The sequence below is a fragment of the Emticicia sp. BO119 genome (assembly GCF_013912375.1).
Taxonomy (GTDB): domain Bacteria; phylum Bacteroidota; class Bacteroidia; order Cytophagales; family Spirosomataceae; genus Emticicia.
Window position 1 is genome coordinate 871,247 of record NZ_JACETV010000001.1, and the last position, 18,678, is coordinate 889,924.

The following is an 18,678-nucleotide window of genomic DNA, read 5'->3' on the forward strand; positions in this document are numbered from 1 at the left end:
AGTGGGATGAGTGTGGCCTAAAAACAGAAAAAGCAAGATTGAGTGTCTTGCTTTCGTGTTGTACAGTATATTTTCTGTTTATTTGGAGCCCCCAGCCGGGATCAAACCAGCGACCTACTGATTACAAGTCAGTTGCTCTATCAGCTGAGCTATGGAGGCATTTATGTCTGATTTCTTAACGCCGTGTGTTACCTTGTTCTGAAATCGTGGTGCAAAATTAATGCTTTCAGCTATACCACGCAAGCGTTTTTTTGAAATATTTTTTAACAATTTCTTAACTCGCTGACAAGCAACGAGTTAAGAAATGAAATATTTTTAGTTAGCTGCTACGATGATTTTCAGCTTCTGTTTCATCTCTGCCAATTCTTTTTCTGCGCCTTTAATCTTCTCTTCATACTCAGCACGCACCGCAGCGGCATTTTTAGAACGGGCAAAGAACTCGATATTGTTTTCCCACAAATTGATGTCGTCTTCCAACTTCTTCATCTTGCGGCGAATATCGTTTTCTTTCTTATCCAGTTCTTTTGAGTTGCCTTTGTCGCCTTTCAAGGTTACATCTACCTCATTTTGCAACAACATTTTCTCTTTCTCTGAACCACTCACACCTGAACTTGCTTTCACATAAGCATTAATGGCATCAACAAAGCGGCGCTGGATGTTCTGCATTTCTTTGCGTGGTACAAAACCTATCTCGTTGTAACGAGACTTAAATCCAGCCAGTTTGCTCAAATCTGCTTCACCAGCTTTGGCGGCTGCTTCTATCTCTTCACAAAGAGCTATTTTTTGTTGTAAATTGGCTTCGTATTCTTTCTCTACCTCATTGCCTTTGGCACGTTTGCCATTAAAGAAGGCATCACAGGCTTTTTTGAAACGGTCGTAGATTTTATCCTTAAATTTCTCAGGTACATGGCCAATCGTCTTCCATGTTTTTTGTAATTCTACCACTCTGTCTGTATTGGCAGGAGAGAAGTCGCCTGATTCCAGCAATACTTCTACCTGCTCGCACAAAGAAGTTTTGGCTTTCAGGTTGCTTTCTCTTTCAGCTTCCAGTTTATTGAAGAAATCTCCTTTATTACGGAAGAAAGTTTTCAACGACGACCAGAACTCACGGCTGATGTCTTTGCCTTTTTCTTTTGGCATGGCACCTTTAATACCATTCCATTGGTCCTGAATTGCCAGAATCTCTTTGGTTTTTGCGTTCCACTCGTTGATACTATCGGTGTTGAACTGTATATAAGGTTTCAGGTTCTCAACCAACCTGGATTTTGCCTGATAGATTTCTTCCTGCAAAACCCCAGCTTGTGATGATTGCTCCCGGCGTTTGTTATGGATAATATCAAAAGCCGCTTTCAACCTCTTCCATAGTTCGTCTTGTGCCTCACGCTGTGCAGGGCCAATATGCTTGTATTCTTCCAATAGATCGTTTGCCTGGCGTAGCGTAGTATTGCTGAGACCGCTATCTTCAAGGGTTCCGGCAATGGCTTCAATACGCTCTACTATCTCGGTTTTAGCTGTCAGGTTTTTCTTACGGTCAAGGTCTTTCAACTCGTTCTGTATATGACGAATACTGAAATATCTGTCTACCAGAGCATTAAAGGCTGACCATAGGGAGGTATTATGTGGAGAGTTTACATTTCCTGCGCTTTTCCAGTCTTCCTGTAATTTTTTAAATTCCTGCCAGTTGTTTTTCGAACCACCTTGTTCTTCCTGTTCTACTATTTCGCGCAGGCGTTGTAATAGATTGGTTTTGCGTTCGAAGTAATCTTCTTTCTGGCGTTCTATTTTCTGGAAGAAACTGTTTTTTGCATCACGGATTTGTGCGCTAAGAGATTCAAAACGAACAACATAGTTGTCGTTTTTAAATTCAAAGCCTTCGTTGCCACCGTTGTCTGCTATATATTTTTTTAATGCTTCCGATTTCTCACGTGCTTTCAGGTCATCAAATATCGGTTTGATTTCCTTCATCACATTGTCGGCATTTTTTACGTCTGAAATACTTACACCTTCTGATTTGATAGAAGCTAATAGCTTTTCACCCAGATCTACGAAATCTTTTTTTGAGAAATTGCTATAATCAACCTCGTCGCCAGTCAGTACCGGAGTTTCATCTTCTATTAAGTCTACTGTTTGAGGCAACTCTTCAGCAACAGCTTCTTCCGGTTTAACGGGTTTTGGCGATACCTCTACCATAACTGTTGGATCGTTGCTGACTACAATTTCTTCCATTGGACTCTCGTCTTCACCTAAAACTGGTTTTGAGGTTTCGTCGGTTGCCGCTTCTGGGTTAGTAGTAATAGCAACATTTTCAATAGGAGTATCCACAATATCCAAAGCTGGTGTAGCAGGCTCCTCAATAGAAGTATCTATTGCGGAAGTGTCTACTATGGTTGGCTCAGTTGCGGTGGATGCTGGAGTCTCTTGTGGGCTTTCAGCAACGGGTGCTTCATCTTTCACCTCTTTTGTGCTGTCTTCAACAGGTTCGTCAGTCGAAGTGTCGATGGAATCTTTCAGTTCGTTCATAATTTCTTTAGAGTCTTGAGTATTGGCCGAAGCCTCTGCATCTGTCAAAGACGAATCTTTCACTTCGGCAGCATCAGTAACGGGTTCTGCTAAATCCAATTCTTTATGCGTCATTTGTAATTGTTACGATTCGTAGTATCGTGGAATGTTTTCATTAGATTTGCAAATGTAATAAATATAAAAATACTTTTGCCCAACAATCCATGCAGAGTATGTGTAAAAATTATTAATCGGGAAAAAAGTCTCTTTTTTTTTCTGAATAAACAACATTTATACTAACTCTGTGACTTTTGAAATTATTCCGACTATATTTATATACGTAAAAAAAGCCTAAAACGTTGCAAAAAATGAATAAAAAAACAGATGTGGCCGCGCTTCGACTTAATTACTTACTCAACGAATTAGTTGAAGAAAATGTTTTAGAAAACCCAATTAAACAATTTGAAAAATGGTTCAAGGAGGCCATTGATGCTAAGGTTCTTGAGCCCAATGCTATGCACCTGGCTACCATTTCTAACGGTAAACCTCACGGCAGGATTGTTTTGCTGAAAGGATTTGATGAGAGTGGATTTGTTTTTTTTACGAATTATGAAAGTAATAAAGGTAAGGAAATAGCAGAAGTGCCATTTGCCTCTTTGACTTTCTTCTGGGGAAGTATGGAACGGCAAGTACGAGTTGAAGGGCAAATTGTGAAAACTTCCGCAACGGAATCAGATGAATATTTTCAGCTAAGGCCACGTGGTAGCCAGATTGGCGCTTGGGTTTCGCAACAATCAACAGTTGTAAGCAGAGAAGAATTAGAAAATAGACAAAAAGAACTGGAAGCAAAGTATGGCGATGATTTTATTCCACGTCCACCTTATTGGGGAGGCTATCGTTTGATACCGGAAAGAATTGAATTCTGGCAAGGCCGGCCAAGCCGCTTGCATGACAGGATATTGTTTACGGATATAGGTGGCAGTTGGAAGATTGAACGTTTGAGTCCGTGATTTTGCCTCACCCTAATGCCTCTTATTGAATAGGGAGAGGTGCGAAAGACCGTTCTATGACCTTTTTGAAAATAGACTATGTTTTTTATAAAACTAACCTGCATATATTCAACCCTATGATCTACGATTATATTATTATTGGTGCTGGCTCGGCTGGGTGCGTACTGGCGAATCGTCTTTCAGAAAACCCGGCTCATAAAGTGTTATTGATTGAAGCAGGAGGGCCGGATAAAAAGATGGAAATTCATATTCCGGCAGGATATGCCAAGCTTCATCGGAGTGAGGTAGACTGGGGATACTGGACGGAGCCACAAGCGCATGTACTAAACCGCAGATTGTATTTGCCCAGAGGTAAAACTTTAGGTGGTTGCAGCTCTACCAATGCAATGGCCTACGTAAGGGGTAATAAAGAAGATTATAATGATTGGGCTGATATGGGTAATGAAGGATGGAGTTATGAAGAAATTTTGCCTTATTTCAGGAAATCGGAGCATAATGAGCAAATCAAAAATGTTTTTCATGGGAAGAATGGATTGCTGAATGTAACTTTCGCCAAGCATTTCAAAACACCTTTTACTGATGCTTTTGTACAAGGTTGTGTTGAAAATGGTTTTAAAGAAAACGGAGATTATAATGGTTATAAGCAAGAGGGAGCAGGGTTACTACAATTTACAATTAAAGATGCCAGAAGGCATAGTGCTGCTACAGCATTTCTTAAGCCTGCCATGAGCAGATCAAATCTTACTGTATTTACCAATACCATAGTGAAACAAATTCTGATTGAAAATGACAAAGCAGTAGGAGTGGAGGTAATAAGAGGGAAAAACAGTACCGAAAAAATTGAAGCAAAAAAGGAAGTAATTCTTTCAGCGGGGTCATTTAATTCTCCGCATCTATTAATGCTTTCGGGTATCGGTGATAAAGAAGAACTCAAAAAAGCAGGAATTACGTGTAAAAAAGAAATTCAAGGGGTAGGGAAAAACCTGCAAGATCATATATTTATGGGAGTTTCGGCTTTATCCCGTCAGCAGTTAGGTCAAAATCATTATTTATCAAAATGGAATCAGGCAAAGGCACTGGCACAATATCTATTTACGAAGAAAGGTATTCTGACCATTGGCCCTTTAGAAGCCGCAGCATTTGGAATGACTGATGATAGTCCGGATAGAGTGAATTATCAGTTTCATTATGCTTCGTTGCAGATAGGTCAGGATTATACAGTAGATATGTATGATATTTCAACCTTTCCACAAAATGATGGTTTTACAATCCTGCCTACTTTATTGAGACCTAAAAGTAGAGGATACCTGAGTTTAAGGAGTAATAACCCATTAGATGCGCCAATCATTCAACCAAATTTCTTATCAGAAGAGCAAGACAGAACTACATTAATAAAAGCCACTAAGAAAGCTATTGATGTAATAAACTCCAAAGCATTTGAGCCTTATAGAGACAGGTTAATTACCCCACCTGATTGTAGTTCAGATGATGCTATTCTACTTCATATTCAGAAGCAATTAGAAACTGTGTATCATCCTGTTGGCACTTGCAAAATGGGAAATGATGAAATGGCAGTAGTGGATAATGAACTCCGAGTGAAAGATATTGAGGGATTGCGGGTAATTGATGCGTCTATTATGCCTACTATTGTATCTGGTAATACTAATGCACCTGTGTATATGATAGCCGAGAAGGGTGCGGATCTGGTGTTGAAATAGATGTCTAATTATAACTGACGAAAATGAATAAAGACCTGAAAGCACACTGGGAAGAAGTGTATCAGAATAAAAGTTTTGAAGAAGTAAGTTGGTTTCAGGAAAATCCTGAAACTTCTATACAATTTTTTGAAAAACTGAATCTGCCTAAAAATGCCAGTATTATTGATATGGGTGCAGGAGAGAGCCATTTTGTTGATTACTTACTTGAGAAGGGCTATGAGAATATTACTCTGGTAGATATTTCGGAAGAAGCTCTTAAAAAGACTCAGAATAGACTTGGTGATAGAGGTAAGTCTGTAAAATATATTGTAGCGGATGCCGGAACATTTAAAGCGAAGGAAAAATATGACTTCTGGCATGATAGAGCTACTTTCCATTTCCTGACTGGTATTACTGAAATTGAACACTATACTCAGAATATCTGTCGGTCACTCAATACCGGAGCTTATTTCCTGATTGGTACTTTTGGCGAAGGTGGTCCTAAAAAGTGTAGCGATTTAGAAGTTTATCAGTATTCGCCTGATGATTTAAGTGAGGTATTTGCCCGCTGTTTAACACAGAAAAAATCTTTGAAAACAGAACATAAAACTCCTTCAGGTACTGTACAGAAATTTACTTTCTGCCTGTTTAAATATGATAGATAGTAGTATGTTTTTTAGCCATAGGCTATATTCCTACGCCAGAATAAGTGATGATTAGACCTGGAGAAAACGCACTGCATTGTCTTTCCTAATAAGATTGTACACAAACCTTTAGGAATAAGAGAAAAAAGATTTTCTTTGCACAAATCTATAGAATCACGTATGTTAACCCGACTAAATTGCTGAGATGAAGAAAGTATTCACACTACTGCTTGCCCTTTGTATTTTTTCAAGTTGTCAACAAAAGCTTCTCTATCCTCTAAAAGGTAATTACCCTGGCAATTATGCTTTAGTTACTGATAGATCTCCAGACGAAGTATGGAACGATATACTAGCGTATTGCTCGCAAAGTGGAATAGAATTAAAAATAACAGATAGAAAGAGCGGATTAATAATTTCTAAATGGTATAGATTGAGAACTTATACATTTGAGAACCAGGACGGAACACTTCAGGAAAACGGTGCCGATGTGGTTATAGGCTGTGAAACGCCCGGAAAATTTATAGGAGATTGCCAAGCACCTAACATTATCTGGACTAATATCATTTTTAAATTAAATGAAAGAAGCAGTAAGACCGCTCTCACAGTCAGGCTATCAGATTTAATAGCCTGGTATTCACGATGGGAGTATTTAAAAGAAGTTAAATCTACCGGTGTGTTAGAAAAGCAGATTATTGAGAGAATAAAGTAAATTTAATTCCCGATTTTAACCAAATCATAGGCTGTAATGAAAAAAGCACTAAGCTTTCTGACGGTAGCATTTTTAATGTCTGCCTGTCATTCAATAGTATATACTCCCTTAAAAGGTAATTACCCAAGTGATTATACAATAGTCTTCAATAAACCTGCTGATGAGGTAATGACTAATATTATTGAGTATTGTTTAAAAAATAACATTTCCTTAAAGGTAATAGACAGAAAAAACGGACTAATCATGTCCGAACCTTATAAAATCAATTCCTTCACATTTGAAAGCCCTGTTGGAATCCCTGAGGATAGTAGTGCTCGTGTAATTGTTGGCCGCGAAAAATTAAAGAATTATTCCTATGGAGCTGAACTTGTCCTGACTGATATTGTTTTTCAGGTAAAGGAAGAAGAAAATAGAACCTCGATGACCGTAATGTTAGCTAATATGGTGGGCTATATTTATCAAAAGGCGGCTTATACTCATATGAGGGGAATGTGTTTAAAAGAGGTCAGGTCTACAGGTTTTTTAGAGAAACAGATTATTGCGGGTATAAAGTAACCAAGGGTTAGTCTAAACCAAGAGATAAGTTATTGTTTCATAGTTGATTCATCTATACTCCGGAATAAATGTTTTCGGTGAAGGCCAACGGCTAAGCTATTTTGGTTAAAAAATAGAAAAGAGACAAGGTGGTGCCGTTGTCTCTAAATAATAATTTTCATTCTATTACCATACCTCTACGCTATTTCATAGCTACTATAATAAAACCAACAATCAGAATTCCTACTAAATGATAAGTTCTACTATAATACTATACAAGATGCGTGGTGGAATATTCGGATTGATAGCAATGTTTGAGGTATTGGCAATCAGGAAACCAATACCAATCAATAAAGAAAATTCTACGACCTCTCCAAAAGGATAAATAAATATTGAGAATGTAGCAATAAAAAATAGAGGCAATGATTAGCATGCCAGCATTACCACGGTCTCTATTATATAGTTTACTCTTATTTCAGATTTTCAGAATCAATTAGATACTATGATAATAAAGATAGTAGAAATTGCTGTTCCGATAGCCCAGTTTTTCCATACTTTCTTCGCTTTGGTTTTCTTTGCCTGTGCTATATAACCTCTGGCATACTCAGGGTTTTTCTGGTAAGCCTCAACATTTGGAATACCCATATTATGTAGTTTAGGTGTTGTAACACTACAAGCTACTGCAGGTATTAAACCAAATAAGCCATTTAATAACAAAGAAGTAACTAATACACCGCCTTTGCCGCTATTCTGGCCTGTATAATAGATTTGGGCATCAGCCATTCCTTTTTCATAAGTGTATTCAACAGTTTTTTTGCTTAATGGATTTACTTCAAAAGAGCTGGTTTCTATAAAAGCCTCATTGGTTACAGGTTTATCGGTAGAAAAAATGTCCTTCTGGCCATTCTCATATTTAACCATCAGAATTGTCGACTTCAGAATACTGTAGGTAGGGCCGTCCAGATTTTCAAATTTCAGATAGGTGATTTCCTGGTCTTTTACTTCTTTTACTTTGGCTTTGATTTCGTCACCGTTTTTGAGAAAAATAATGTCTTGTGCATAAAGGTTAATTGTTAGTACGCAGCAAAGAATAGTAGTGATAATGGTTGGTTTCATAAAAAATGTTTGAACGAGATTTGTTTTAATTAAAATTGAAATCAGAACCAAAATCGTACCAGTTCGGGACTTTTTTTTGAAAATAAACCTGCCCATTATGCTTTCATATACCGATTTCGCAATAGGTCTTTCATATAGACGTTAATTCCCCATTGGTCAGCTAAGGGTTGGTTGGTGTAGGGGAGGGTAGGTAAGTAATTAGGTGGGCCGAACTCTGTGAGTATTGTTAAGGTATCGCCTGATTTGGCTTTATATTCTACTACTTTATCCCACCATGCCAGATGAGCCTTTACAACGCTTTCCCATTCAGGGGCCCTTGGATCGTTTACCTGAGGACCTTCCTGATGCCCGATTCTTGAATGAATATGGTCAACTCTTGCCAAAGCAGCCTGAACTGCTTCTGTCTGGTCTTCCAGCAAAGATTCATGCACATTGCACCAGTGAGATATATCTAAGGTAAGACGTAAAGCGGGGTTTTTCTCAATGAAATTATGAGCTATATGTGCAGCAAAAAGCATACGTCCGCGATGTGTTTCGTGTAATATCTTTATGCCGCTTTTCTGATTGGCTTCTGCTGTATGGTCTATAAAAAGTTTGTTCTGTTCGTAAGTAAAATAATCCCGTCCGCTATGGCAGTTAATATATAAGGGTCTCTTTGGTGACAGTGTTGCCGCATTGATAGCTTTTTTGAAAGTCTCCAAATGTTCTTTAGCGTCTTTCTGATAACCTCCACATAGAAACCCAACTTCTAACTGATATTTATCTAAGGCCGTAAACAATTCCTGTTGGTCTTTTTTTTCAGTAGGCCACCAGACTTCAATGCCATCATAGTTTTCTTTTTTTACCGCTGCGCAAAAGGCCTCTGTATTCCCGGGGAAGCCCCAGTTAGTGGCCAGGATCTTTAATTTTAAAGCTGCATTGTAAAGGCGTTGGTATTGAGTTTGTTCAGCAACCGTCTGAATAGAGTGAAGTATCATTCCTCCTCCGGTGCTTGTGCCTAAAAAATCTCTACGGTTCATAATAATACAGGAAGTTTTAAATGGGTTTGGTTCGTGAAAAGACAGGTAAAACAGAATTATACTTTCATTTGTAAAATTATCAATCTATTGATTAATATATGCCTATATTTTAAGTTTTCTAAAAATGCAGGAGTGGCTTAAAAAAAGTTCTGTCTTTATTTTTCTTCCAGTTTCTTGTAATAAAATACCACTTATCAGTGAACAGAACCAATTACCGGAAATAAACTACCATTTACCGGAAGTATCTTCCAATTAACCTCTATTTTCTGCCATTCAACGAAAGTTCCTGCCAATTTTCCGCTGTTTCCTGCCACTTGTCGATGTAATCTACCAGTTATCGCCTTTATGTTACCAAACGTCGCCGTTTAATACCGATTATCTTGGAAATGTCTCCAAAAAAAGTTTAAATTTGTCACTTCATCGAAAACAGTCCCAAAAACCGCTTTGAATGGTGTAAATTTGAATCATCAAACAAAAAGGGAAAATAATATAAAACTATTGAGTAACATGAAAAAGATTTTTACAATTGCTATTGTTACAATTTTAACTTCAACTGCGGCTTTTGCTAACGACGATACTAACAAACAAACTTCTAAGGAAGAAACTTCTAAAGTGGTTATTACTAAGGAAACAATGAAGTTAATAAAGAAAGAGAGAAAAAAAACAAGCAAGGTTTTCAGAGAAAAAAATCTTGTTTGCTAATAGATAAAGTATAGAACTGAACACGGGAAGCAAAACAACTAAAGCTGAAACATAAAGAAGGAAATAGAACAGAAAATAGTCAGGACGAGGAGGAAGGGAAAAAACAATTAGAAATAGTTACTCATACAATAAAAAAAGCGAAGCATCTTCAAAGACGCCTCGCTGATTTAAACAAAAACCTAAACTCAATTTAATCAGTTACACTGGAAATCACACCTTTTGACAATTGATTATCAGGAAAGACTTCACGTCCGTTTTTATTAATGAATCCACTTCTACCGAAAAGACTAATTCTTGCCATACCTTCTGAAAAGTTATAAGCGTCGTCATAAATCAACGGAATAATTTCTTGTCCGGTTTTATCAATGTATCCATATTTTCCATTATTAATAGCTCTTGCATATCCATCTGAATAGCCCCAAAGGTTATCATACTTTAAAGGCACAATTTCTTTTCCGGTTTTATCAATTACCCCGAATTTTTTGTTGGCATATACGATAATCATCCCTTCTGAAACTCCTTGAATAAAATCGTAAGTGCTTGCCACCAAGTCACTACCGGTTTTGTCAATTACTTTCCATTTATCGTTGTTACGAACAACCGCCAGGCCTTCGGCATAATTATCTACTTCATCATATTTAGCCGGTATCACAAGGTTATTGTTGGCATCGATAAAACCCCATTTTTTAGCTTCATTTTTTACAGCTGCTCTGCCTTCGATAAAACTTTTGGCTCCTTTATGTACCATCGGAATCACCTGATTTCCTTTGGCATCAATAAAACCGTATTTTCCGGCTACTGCTACCATAGCCAAGCCTTCAGAGAAACTTTCAACTTTATCGAACTGAGGTTTAACTACAAAATGATTTTTTGTATCAATCACTCCCCATTTTCCTGCTTGTTTAACAAAAGCAAGGTTTTCTTTAAAGCTCAATACTTTATCGTAGTCGAAAGCAACTTTTACTTTCCCCTTTTTATCTACAAACCCCCATTTGTCGCCTAATTTAACTGCGGCTAATGAATTGGAGAAATTCTGTACTTCTTCGTATTCAAAAGGTATTACTTCTTTCCCTGTTTTATTCATGAATCCCCATTTGCTGTCTTTACGAATTGCGGCCATGTCTTCGGTCATGTCGTAAGCACTTTCGTATTTTACAGGAGCAACTTCTTTTCCTTGTTTATCAAGAAAACCAACTTTGTCGTTTTTCTCGATACGTACAACACCAGATTGAAAATCGGTAAAATTTACGTTTGCAGGAAGCTGAGTTTTTTCAGTTGATTGTGCGAATGCAGTTTGCGCAGCTAATAGTGATAAGCCTAAGATTAGACCTTTACCTTTTATTATGTTCGTTCTCAAAGCCATTGTTTTTTATAGAGTTAAGCTCTTTATTCACTTAATATATAATGAAAATACTATTGCCAAACTTATGCCAATGCATATAAATCGGCTTTAATCTTAGCAAGCGGATACATTTTTTTTGTTTAGCTGATAAAACAATAGAAAAGAATTTGGAAAATGTGCAAACACAATACACATTATGATTGCTTGCAAACGCAATGCCAAGATTTTGATCTTAACTATAATATTATTGAGTGGGTACAAAATAGTTTTTCGCTGATTTTCAATTTGCTATATTACAATTAAGATTCAGATTCAATTTGATTATAATTTGGTGCGAAGGAGAAAAATTGAAAACTTTTATAGCTCAATGGAGGGGGATTCAGAAAGACATACAATAATTATATACGTAAGGCTTTTTTATACTTGCTTACACACTATATAAACCTAAATAACTATCTTTGCGAAAATTCCGGGCTGAGAGTAATTAGATAAAACTAATTGAAAAGTAATAGTGTATAATCGCAGATGGTGAATACTGAATCAATCATTAAATCGCGCAATCACACATTCGCTCAATTACATCCCATTTCACTACAATTATTGTTTGCATGAAAATTTCGTATAATTGGTTAAAAAGTCTGATAGAGATTAAAGAATTACCGGAGGAAATCGGGAAATTATTGACAGGCACAGGCTTAGAAGTAGAAGGAATAGAAGAGATAGAATCAGTAAAAGGTGGGTTAAAGGGCTTTGTGGTAGGAGAGGTGCTTACCTGTGAGCCTTTTATGGTAAAAGAGAAACAATTAAGCCTGACAACTGTTGATATTGGTGCTGAAACACCTTCAACTATCGTGTGTGGTGCTTCTAATGTACGTGCAGGGCAAAAAGTAATTGTAGCGACTTTGGGTACGACTATTTATTTTGCAGATGGTAAATCGTTTACGATAGAAAAACGCAAAGTTTACGGATACCCTTCGGAAGGGATGATTTGTGCGGAAGATGAAATCGGTATTGGTACATCTCATGAAGGTATTTTAGTTTTAGATACTGATTTGCCTAACGGCACTCCTGCTGCCAGATATTTTTTGTTAGAGCCTGATTTTCAGATTGAAATTGGTTTAACCCCTAACCGTGCTGATGCGGCTTCACACTTTGGTGTTGCCCGTGATTTGAAAGCAGTATTGGGCAGAGAAATCAAATTACCATCAATTGAAAAATTTGCTACTGCCGAACAGAAAACAGACTTTCAAGTAATTCTTGAAAATACGGAGGCTTGTCCTCGGTTCTGTGGTCTGGAAATTCAGGGGATTACAGTCAAAGAATCACCAGAATGGTTGAAGAAATCCTTACAAGCCATCGGGTTGAACCCCATCAGTAATATAGTTGATATTACCAACTATATATGCCATACTTTAGGGCAGCCGATGCATGCTTTTGATGCTGATGAAGTAAAAGGTAAAAACATTGTGGTACGTGTGCCAGAAAAAGGAACAAAATTTGTTACGCTTGATGGTGTAGAAAGAACGCTTTCGGGGTATGACCTGATGGTTTGTAATGCAGAAGAGCCAATGGCTATTGCAGGGGTATTTGGCGGCCAAAAATCTGGTATTAAATCAACTACCAAAAATATATTTTTAGAGGTCGCTTATTTTAGTCCTGTATGGGTACGTCGTACTGCTACTTTTCATGGACTAAAAACGGATGCTTCATTCAGATATGAGCGTGGTACAGACCCGAATATGCCACCTTTTGCAATCAGATTGGCGGCTTTGTTGGTACAGGAATTAGCAGGAGGAAAGATTCTGGATAGTGTGATAGATAATTATCCTACTCCCATCGAAAACCTGACTATCACGGTCAAACACAAAAATATCAACCGCCTGATTGGAAAAAATCTGGAAGACGAATTGATTCATCGGATTCTTGAAAGTCTTGATATTAAAGTTTTAAGCGATGATGCGTATGAAATGACCGTGAGTGTACCGCCCTATAGAGTAGATGTAACGAGAGAGGCCGATGTAATTGAAGAAATATTGCGCATTTATGGTTTTGATAATATTGAGCTTTCGGAAAATCTGCAAGCTGATTATCTATCAAGTTTCCCCGATAAGGATGCGGATAAATTACAGATGCGCTTGATAGAATTATTAGCGGCTAATGGTTTTAATGAGATTCAAACATTATCTATTACAAAGCCTGCTTACAATGAAGCTGTTCAAAGCATTGCAAAGGGTGGACAGGTAACCTTGCTGAATCCATTAAGTGAGGAATTATCGGTAATGCGCCAAAGCCTGTTATTGACTGGTATGGAGTCGGTGGCTTATAATATTAACCGCCGCCAGAAAGACCTGAAACTGTTTGAGTTTGGTCGCTCATATTTTACAAAACAGGATGAAGGGCAAGAGAAAAAATATAAAGAGAGTAAGCATTTAGGTTTGTGGCTTACAGGTAACCAACAAAATGAAACGTGGTTATCAGCCAATACACCTGTTGCCTTCCACGATTTGGCTCTGGCAGTGCAAAAGGTATTGAAGAGCATGAAAGTAAACAAGTTTGACACACAGGAAGCTAATGCAGGTATTTTTCAGTACGGGCTTACTTATTTAATCAACAAAAAACCTGTGGTGAGTTTAGGTCTGGTAAAGTCTTCTATTGCTAAATTGGCTGAGGTAAAACAAGCTGTTTTCTATGCAGATTTCGACTGGGATTTCTTATTGAAGCAATATTCTGAAAAAGTAGCGTATGTGGAAATACCAAAATTTCCGGAAGTACGCCGTGACTTATCTTTGGTAATTGATACCATAACTACTTTTGAGCAGGTATCAGCTATTGCCTACAAAGTTGAAAGAAACCTGTTGAAAGCCGTGAATGTATTTGATATTTATGAAGGAGAGAAATTAGGAGAAGGCAAAAAATCATATTCAGTGAGCTTTACGCTTTTAGATAAAGAGAAGACATTGACCGACGATAGCATTGATAAGACGATGCAACGTCTGATAGCTGCTTATGAGAAAGAGTTGGGGGCTATTATCAGGAAGTAAAGCTTTAAACTTTAATATGAACCACAGAGGCACAAAGAACTCTGTGGTTTTTTATTTATTCCTTTCGTTCCTGGCACAACTCTACCAGGACACCATTACTGCTCTTAGGATGTAAAAAACACACTAGTTTATTATCCGCCCCTAATTTGGGTTCAGTATTCAACAAAATAAAACCTTCACTTTCCAATCTCTTCATTTCGGTCTGAATATCATCTACCTCAAAAGCGATATGATGAATACCTTCACCTTTTTTCTCTATAAATTTGGCAATAGCACTTTCGGGATTGCTTGCTTCTAATAATTCAATTTTTGTTTCATTGACCTTGAAAAATGAAGTCATCACTCCTTCACTTTCTACAGATTCTGATTTATAGGGTGCAATATTCAAAAGTTTTGTAAATAAGGTATTTGAAGTAGCAATATCTTTCACGGCTATTCCGATATGTTCAACGTTTGTAAGCATAAGATGTAATTTATTTGAGGCAAATTATAGATTTTTTGTCTAATAAACTCACTTATTACATAAATTAGAGTTTTAAAGCTATTACTTATGTTACTTTCAAAAAAACAACTCAGGTATCACCTTCTGGCATGGGGTATGTTCCTGCTTTTGGTTTTTATTAAAGCCAAAGCCATTGATACAAATTTCATTATTAGAAACCTCATTTCTTTTATTACGCTTCTTTTTGTGTTTTATATGCATCTATTTATAGTATTTCCTATGATTGGATTAAAAAATAGTTTGCCTAAGGTATTATCAGGCAGTGTGTCCGTCATTTTTCTGGGAATTATGTTCAGACAAGGTGTTGGCGGTATTTTTCTTCCTGACTCATTCTCACAGGAGGTATTCTGGGTACAATTCAGGTTAAATCTCTTATTTACTGTCATTAGCCTTGCCTATTGGTTTATTGTCAAAAACAATGACTATAAAAAAATGCAATTGCAGAGCAGTATGATTGAGTCAGAATGGCAATTACTTAATCCACAGGACAATCCGCCCCCATTTACTGAATTGCCTGGTAAAATAAGTGAAAGAAATCATTTTTTTGTAAAGACAGGAGTCAGAAATAAACTGGTTAAAATTGATTTTTCTCAAATACAATACATTGAAAGCCAGAGTAATTATGTTATTTTCCATCTCGATTCTGATAAGATAAAAACCTTGGCAAGTTTAAAAAATATTGAGGCAGAAATGCCATCTGATCAATTTATTCGCATTCATAGTTCCTTTATAATCGCCAAGAGCATTATTACGGGTATAGAAGGAAATATGATGAATACAATTAATAAAAACTTACCTATAGGAGCTAAATATAAGAAAACAGTGCTTTATTATATTGAACAAAATACATTACAATAATTCTGTAAATATGTCTACATAACCTATCAAAGAGTTTATCCTTTGTAAATAGCAATTTGCATAAGCTATTATTTTGCTATTAACAGACTTCTTAGCTTGCTTGCCTATTTTCAATTAAATCAGTAGTATATGTCTGTTATTTATTCCGCTATTTTAAAGAGAAGCTTAGTCTTATATTTAATTGTTGTTTTTTTGTCAGCGAATTGTCAGAAATATGATAATTCTAAAAGTATCAATAAAGATGCTTCTTCGGTTGGTTTATCTTTGAACATTGATTCTGGCAGGGTTGATAAATATATTCTGGCTCGCATGGCACAATCAAAGATTCCTGCCATATCAATAGGTATTGTATATAAAGGCGATTTGATTTATGCAAACGCTTATGGGAAAGCAAATCTGGAACATAATATTGCTTTAAAGCCCGAGAGCCCTTTCAAACTCGCCTCACTTACCAAACCATTTACGGCTTTTGCAATTCTGCAATTATTCGAAAAAGGGAAAATCAAATTAGACGAAAAGGCAAGCTTTTATCTGAAAAACTTACCTATCAAATGGGAGACAATTACCGTACGACAATTGCTGAGTCATACTTCCGGTCTGGCTGATTATTTTCAATCGCCTGACTGGTCATGGCAAAATTCATGGCGATTAGATTTGAGCCATAAAGAATTTATTGCCATGAACGAGAAATCGCCAATAATATTCAGCCCTGGTGAAAGAATGCAATACTGTAATACCAACTATTATTTATTGGGAATGATTATAGAGGTGATTACCGGTAAAAGTTATAACCAATATCTGAAAGAAGAAATATTTGAGCCTTTGGGTATGAGCCATACCCAAATAGATAAGTCGGAAATGTTGATTTCTGATAGGGTAAATGGATATACATTGTCTGATAAAAAACTGCTTAATGCGGAATATACAAGCAATACATGGGCCTATTCAGAAGGCGGACTCATATCTACTGTTGAGGATTTGGCGAAGTTTGATAAAGCCTTATATAGTGAAGCATTGCTAAGAAAAGAAACAATTAAAGAAATGTGGTCTCCCTCAAAACTTAAAAACGGAAAGGAAGGAGTGATAGGTGATAACGGAGCAGGTAATCCCAATCATTATGGACTTGGTTGGTTTTTGAGTGATTATAAAGGACATAAATTGACATTAGCAGGTGGAAATAAACCCGGCTTTACCTGCACTTATTTCCATTTTGAAGATAAGAGTCTTTCAATTATTATTTTATCAAACCTTTCTTCAAGTCCATTGTACCCAATGGCTGGTGAGATTGCTGAAATGTATTTGAATTGGTGAGTAATTTGGAAGTTCATCAAACTCAAACTACCAAACCTCTGGATAAGGATGAAAAATCTTATAGATTCTCCAGAGAATGGCGAGAATCCCAAAGCAAAACAGGGCAGTCGTTTGCCATTTAAAGAAGCTCCGGGCGTCTACCTTCTCTATAATAGTTTCGGGTAACATATAATATCTTCTGATCAGCCAATACAAAAAAGTAAGGAACAACCCAAAGGCCAGGCTAATGCCAATGTTTATGCTGATTCTGCTCAGAATATAGTTTTCTGGGGAGCCGGTATATAATTCAAATAGCGCATCCGGCGAGATAAGGACTTCAGCAGATATAAAGGCAGTGTTTAATAATAAAACAATAAAGCCCCAGACTGCGATTTGACAATAGCCGAAACAAGTAAATAAGATAATGCCTAAAACTGGTTTCATTTTGTTTGCACGTATTTCAATAAACAATACTTAATTTGTTTTCTTATTCAATTTCCGATGAGCTTCTTTCAATCCATTCTTAGCCTCATTAAAATTGGGGTCAATAATAAGGGCGGTTTTAAAATCGGCATTTGCTTCATTATACTTCTTTAAATGATTTAAAGTGTTCCCACGATTCGAATAGTATTCGGCCTTTCTTGGAGTCATCTCAATTGCTCTACTAAAGTCTTGCAAGGCTTCATCATAACGACCAATATTATCTAAACAGATACCTCTATAATTGTAGGTCCGCGAATTAGTACTATTGAGAGTAATGGCCTTGTCGAAATCTATGATGGCTTCGGTGTATTTGGTGAAGTTTTTATAGCTTGTTCCTCTGTTATGATATGCATCGACGGCTTTGTCTCCTTCAATTTCAATAATTTTTGTGTAGGTACCAATAGCTTCATCATAATGACCTAAGGCATCCAGACTTAAGCCTTTGCTATTATAAGCTCTTGTATTATTCGGATTCATTTGAATCGCTTTATTAAAGTAAGTGATAGCTTCTTCATAAGCACCTTTAGCATATTTTTGTTCTCCGGCTTTTAGATAGTCTTCAGCATTTTGGGCTTGTAAACCAATAAAAATAAAGAGAAAAAATATCAGAAGAATGACACGGCGTTTCATTAAAGTGTTTTTTAAATTTCAGGAGTCTAATTAAAAAAATTAATTTTTTTTTAATTATCGGTAGTATAATTATTCTTTATGGATAAACTAAGTATTTATACCTGGAAGTAATAAATAAAAATACGTGTGTAATTTTATTAAAAAAACTATATACATAAGAAATTGTATCAAAGAAAAAATTTCTACCGTTTAATCAGAAAAAACGGTATAGTATTTGTCCTATTAGTAGCATACAAGTACGAAGAAAGACGGAAAAACGGAGCTTTTTCCGGGTTTTTAAGGAAAGTAGAATTAATACACGATGAATTTACCCGATTGACATTCAGGCCTTAAGTCAGGAATATTAATGACAAAGACCATGCCAATCATAAAAGCACCCACAGCTATTCATAAAGAGTGATTATCTATAAGAAATTATTGTACCTGTTTATTCTTACTAAAACTAAAAAGTCTTGTGTTTGAGGCAACTTAAACACAGGTTATTATTTTTTATTCTGATAGATTTGGTATTAAGCGCAGTAATCTGCTTATCACCCTCACTCCGTACTGAATTTTTTGAAAACGGCCATCCAGATAGAACTAAGGTAAAAAAAAACACCAAC

Annotated in this window: 17 protein-coding genes and 1 tRNA gene; 9 read left to right on the top strand and 9 right to left on the bottom strand. The window is 36.6% G+C overall.

Going from position 1 to position 18,678, the window contains the following annotated elements; all coding sequences use genetic code 11:
• Positions 1-83: 83 nt before the first annotated feature.
• Together H1R81_RS03840 and H1R81_RS03845 are read right to left on the bottom strand one after the other, a co-directional pair.
• Positions 84-159 (bottom strand) — tRNA-Thr (locus tag H1R81_RS03840).
• A 156-nt stretch (positions 160-315) separates the two neighbouring features.
• Complete coding sequence (locus H1R81_RS03845) at positions 316-2,634, bottom strand: DUF349 domain-containing protein (RefSeq protein WP_181839348.1); 2,319 nt, start codon at positions 2,632-2,634, stop codon at positions 316-318.
• 233 nt (positions 2,635-2,867) lie between these two features.
• Between H1R81_RS03845 and pdxH the strand changes: the two genes are divergently transcribed.
• The 5 genes from pdxH to H1R81_RS03870 all read left to right on the top strand — a co-directional run bounded on the left by pdxH (position 2,868) and on the right by H1R81_RS03870 (position 7,114).
• Positions 2,868-3,509, top strand: coding sequence for a pyridoxamine 5'-phosphate oxidase (gene pdxH / locus H1R81_RS03850; protein WP_181839349.1), 642 nt, complete (start codon positions 2,868-2,870; stop codon positions 3,507-3,509).
• 116 nt (positions 3,510-3,625) lie between these two features.
• Entirely contained in the window at positions 3,626-5,227 is a 1,602-nt protein-coding gene (locus H1R81_RS03855; RefSeq protein ID WP_181839350.1) for a GMC family oxidoreductase, read from the top strand.
• A gap of 23 nt (positions 5,228-5,250) precedes the next feature.
• Positions 5,251-5,871, top strand: coding sequence for a trans-aconitate 2-methyltransferase (locus H1R81_RS03860; protein WP_181839351.1), 621 nt, complete (start codon positions 5,251-5,253; stop codon positions 5,869-5,871).
• A 184-nt stretch (positions 5,872-6,055) separates the two neighbouring features.
• Positions 6,056-6,559, top strand: coding sequence for a hypothetical protein (locus H1R81_RS03865; RefSeq protein ID WP_181839352.1), 504 nt, complete (start codon positions 6,056-6,058; stop codon positions 6,557-6,559).
• Positions 6,560-6,595: 36 nt separating this feature from the next.
• Complete coding sequence (locus H1R81_RS03870) at positions 6,596-7,114, top strand: hypothetical protein (protein ID WP_181839353.1); 519 nt, start codon at positions 6,596-6,598, stop codon at positions 7,112-7,114.
• A 225-nt stretch (positions 7,115-7,339) separates the two neighbouring features.
• Here H1R81_RS03870 and H1R81_RS03875 read toward each other — a convergent pair whose 3' ends face one another.
• The 3 genes from H1R81_RS03875 to H1R81_RS03885 all read right to left on the bottom strand — a co-directional run bounded on the left by H1R81_RS03875 (position 7,340) and on the right by H1R81_RS03885 (position 9,228).
• A complete protein-coding gene (locus H1R81_RS03875) occupies positions 7,340-7,516 on the bottom strand; it encodes a hypothetical protein (protein ID WP_181839354.1) in 177 nt (58 codons plus the stop codon).
• Positions 7,517-7,582: 66 nt separating this feature from the next.
• On the bottom strand, positions 7,583-8,209 hold the full coding sequence (locus H1R81_RS03880) for a hypothetical protein (RefSeq protein WP_181839355.1): 627 nt from the start codon (positions 8,207-8,209) through the stop codon (positions 7,583-7,585).
• A gap of 95 nt (positions 8,210-8,304) precedes the next feature.
• Positions 8,305-9,228: a sugar phosphate isomerase/epimerase gene (locus H1R81_RS03885; protein ID WP_181839356.1), complete on the bottom strand. Its 924-nt coding sequence runs from the start codon at positions 9,226-9,228 to the stop codon at positions 8,305-8,307.
• Between the two features lie 507 nt (positions 9,229-9,735).
• Between H1R81_RS03885 and H1R81_RS03890 the strand changes: the two genes are divergently transcribed.
• Positions 9,736-9,930 carry a hypothetical protein gene (locus H1R81_RS03890; protein WP_181839357.1) on the top strand — a complete coding sequence of 65 codons (195 nt, stop codon included), beginning with the start codon at positions 9,736-9,738 and terminating at the stop codon, positions 9,928-9,930.
• Between the two features lie 190 nt (positions 9,931-10,120).
• Here the strand turns inward: H1R81_RS03890 and H1R81_RS03895 are convergent, their stop codons facing one another.
• On the bottom strand, positions 10,121-11,293 hold the full coding sequence (locus H1R81_RS03895) for a WG repeat-containing protein (RefSeq protein ID WP_181839358.1): 1,173 nt from the start codon (positions 11,291-11,293) through the stop codon (positions 10,121-10,123).
• Between the two features lie 587 nt (positions 11,294-11,880).
• Between H1R81_RS03895 and pheT the strand changes: the two genes are divergently transcribed.
• Positions 11,881-14,313: a phenylalanine--tRNA ligase subunit beta gene (gene pheT / locus H1R81_RS03900; RefSeq protein WP_181839359.1), complete on the top strand. Its 2,433-nt coding sequence runs from the start codon at positions 11,881-11,883 to the stop codon at positions 14,311-14,313.
• Between the two features lie 55 nt (positions 14,314-14,368).
• Here the strand turns inward: pheT and mce are convergent, their stop codons facing one another.
• The gene (mce, locus tag H1R81_RS03905) at positions 14,369-14,776 is read right to left on the bottom strand and encodes a methylmalonyl-CoA epimerase (protein WP_181839360.1); all 408 of its coding nucleotides are present in this window, start codon (positions 14,774-14,776) and stop codon (positions 14,369-14,371) included.
• A gap of 87 nt (positions 14,777-14,863) precedes the next feature.
• Here mce and H1R81_RS03910 point away from each other — a divergent pair, with 87 nt between their 5' ends.
• A complete protein-coding gene (locus H1R81_RS03910) occupies positions 14,864-15,673 on the top strand; it encodes a LytTR family DNA-binding domain-containing protein (RefSeq protein WP_181839361.1) in 810 nt (269 codons plus the stop codon).
• A 192-nt stretch (positions 15,674-15,865) separates the two neighbouring features.
• Positions 15,866-16,984, top strand: a complete 1,119-nt coding sequence (locus H1R81_RS03915) for a serine hydrolase (RefSeq protein WP_181839362.1) — start codon at positions 15,866-15,868, stop codon at positions 16,982-16,984.
• A 27-nt stretch (positions 16,985-17,011) separates the two neighbouring features.
• Here H1R81_RS03915 and H1R81_RS03920 read toward each other — a convergent pair whose 3' ends face one another.
• Together H1R81_RS03920 and H1R81_RS03925 are read right to left on the bottom strand one after the other, a co-directional pair.
• Positions 17,012-17,407 carry a hypothetical protein gene (locus tag H1R81_RS03920; RefSeq protein ID WP_181839363.1) on the bottom strand — a complete coding sequence of 132 codons (396 nt, stop codon included), beginning with the start codon at positions 17,405-17,407 and terminating at the stop codon, positions 17,012-17,014.
• Between the two features lie 30 nt (positions 17,408-17,437).
• Positions 17,438-18,076, bottom strand: a complete 639-nt coding sequence (locus tag H1R81_RS03925) for a tetratricopeptide repeat protein (RefSeq protein ID WP_181839364.1) — start codon at positions 18,074-18,076, stop codon at positions 17,438-17,440.
• Positions 18,077-18,678: the final 602 nt, after the last annotated feature.

What these genes read in the sequence shown, in the direction of transcription:
- H1R81_RS03845 (WP_181839348.1), bottom strand. Translation starts at nt 2,634, where the DNA reads ATGACGCATAAAGAATTGGATTTAGCAGAACCCGTTACTGATGCTGCC.
- pdxH (WP_181839349.1), top strand. Translation starts at nt 2,868, where the DNA reads ATGAATAAAAAAACAGATGTGGCCGCGCTTCGACTTAATTACTTACTC.
- H1R81_RS03855 (WP_181839350.1), top strand. Translation starts at nt 3,626, where the DNA reads ATGATCTACGATTATATTATTATTGGTGCTGGCTCGGCTGGGTGCGTA.
- H1R81_RS03860 (WP_181839351.1), top strand. Translation starts at nt 5,251, where the DNA reads ATGAATAAAGACCTGAAAGCACACTGGGAAGAAGTGTATCAGAATAAA.
- H1R81_RS03865 (WP_181839352.1), top strand. Translation starts at nt 6,056, where the DNA reads ATGAAGAAAGTATTCACACTACTGCTTGCCCTTTGTATTTTTTCAAGT.
- H1R81_RS03870 (WP_181839353.1), top strand. Translation starts at nt 6,596, where the DNA reads ATGAAAAAAGCACTAAGCTTTCTGACGGTAGCATTTTTAATGTCTGCC.
- H1R81_RS03880 (WP_181839355.1), bottom strand. Translation starts at nt 8,209, where the DNA reads ATGAAACCAACCATTATCACTACTATTCTTTGCTGCGTACTAACAATT.
- H1R81_RS03885 (WP_181839356.1), bottom strand. Translation starts at nt 9,228, where the DNA reads ATGAACCGTAGAGATTTTTTAGGCACAAGCACCGGAGGAGGAATGATA.
- H1R81_RS03890 (WP_181839357.1), top strand. Translation starts at nt 9,736, where the DNA reads ATGAAAAAGATTTTTACAATTGCTATTGTTACAATTTTAACTTCAACT.
- H1R81_RS03895 (WP_181839358.1), bottom strand. Translation starts at nt 11,293, where the DNA reads ATGGCTTTGAGAACGAACATAATAAAAGGTAAAGGTCTAATCTTAGGC.
- pheT (WP_181839359.1), top strand. Translation starts at nt 11,881, where the DNA reads ATGAAAATTTCGTATAATTGGTTAAAAAGTCTGATAGAGATTAAAGAA.
- mce (WP_181839360.1), bottom strand. Translation starts at nt 14,776, where the DNA reads ATGCTTACAAACGTTGAACATATCGGAATAGCCGTGAAAGATATTGCT.
- H1R81_RS03910 (WP_181839361.1), top strand. Translation starts at nt 14,864, where the DNA reads ATGTTACTTTCAAAAAAACAACTCAGGTATCACCTTCTGGCATGGGGT.
- H1R81_RS03920 (WP_181839363.1), bottom strand. Translation starts at nt 17,407, where the DNA reads ATGAAACCAGTTTTAGGCATTATCTTATTTACTTGTTTCGGCTATTGT.
- H1R81_RS03925 (WP_181839364.1), bottom strand. Translation starts at nt 18,076, where the DNA reads ATGAAACGCCGTGTCATTCTTCTGATATTTTTTCTCTTTATTTTTATT.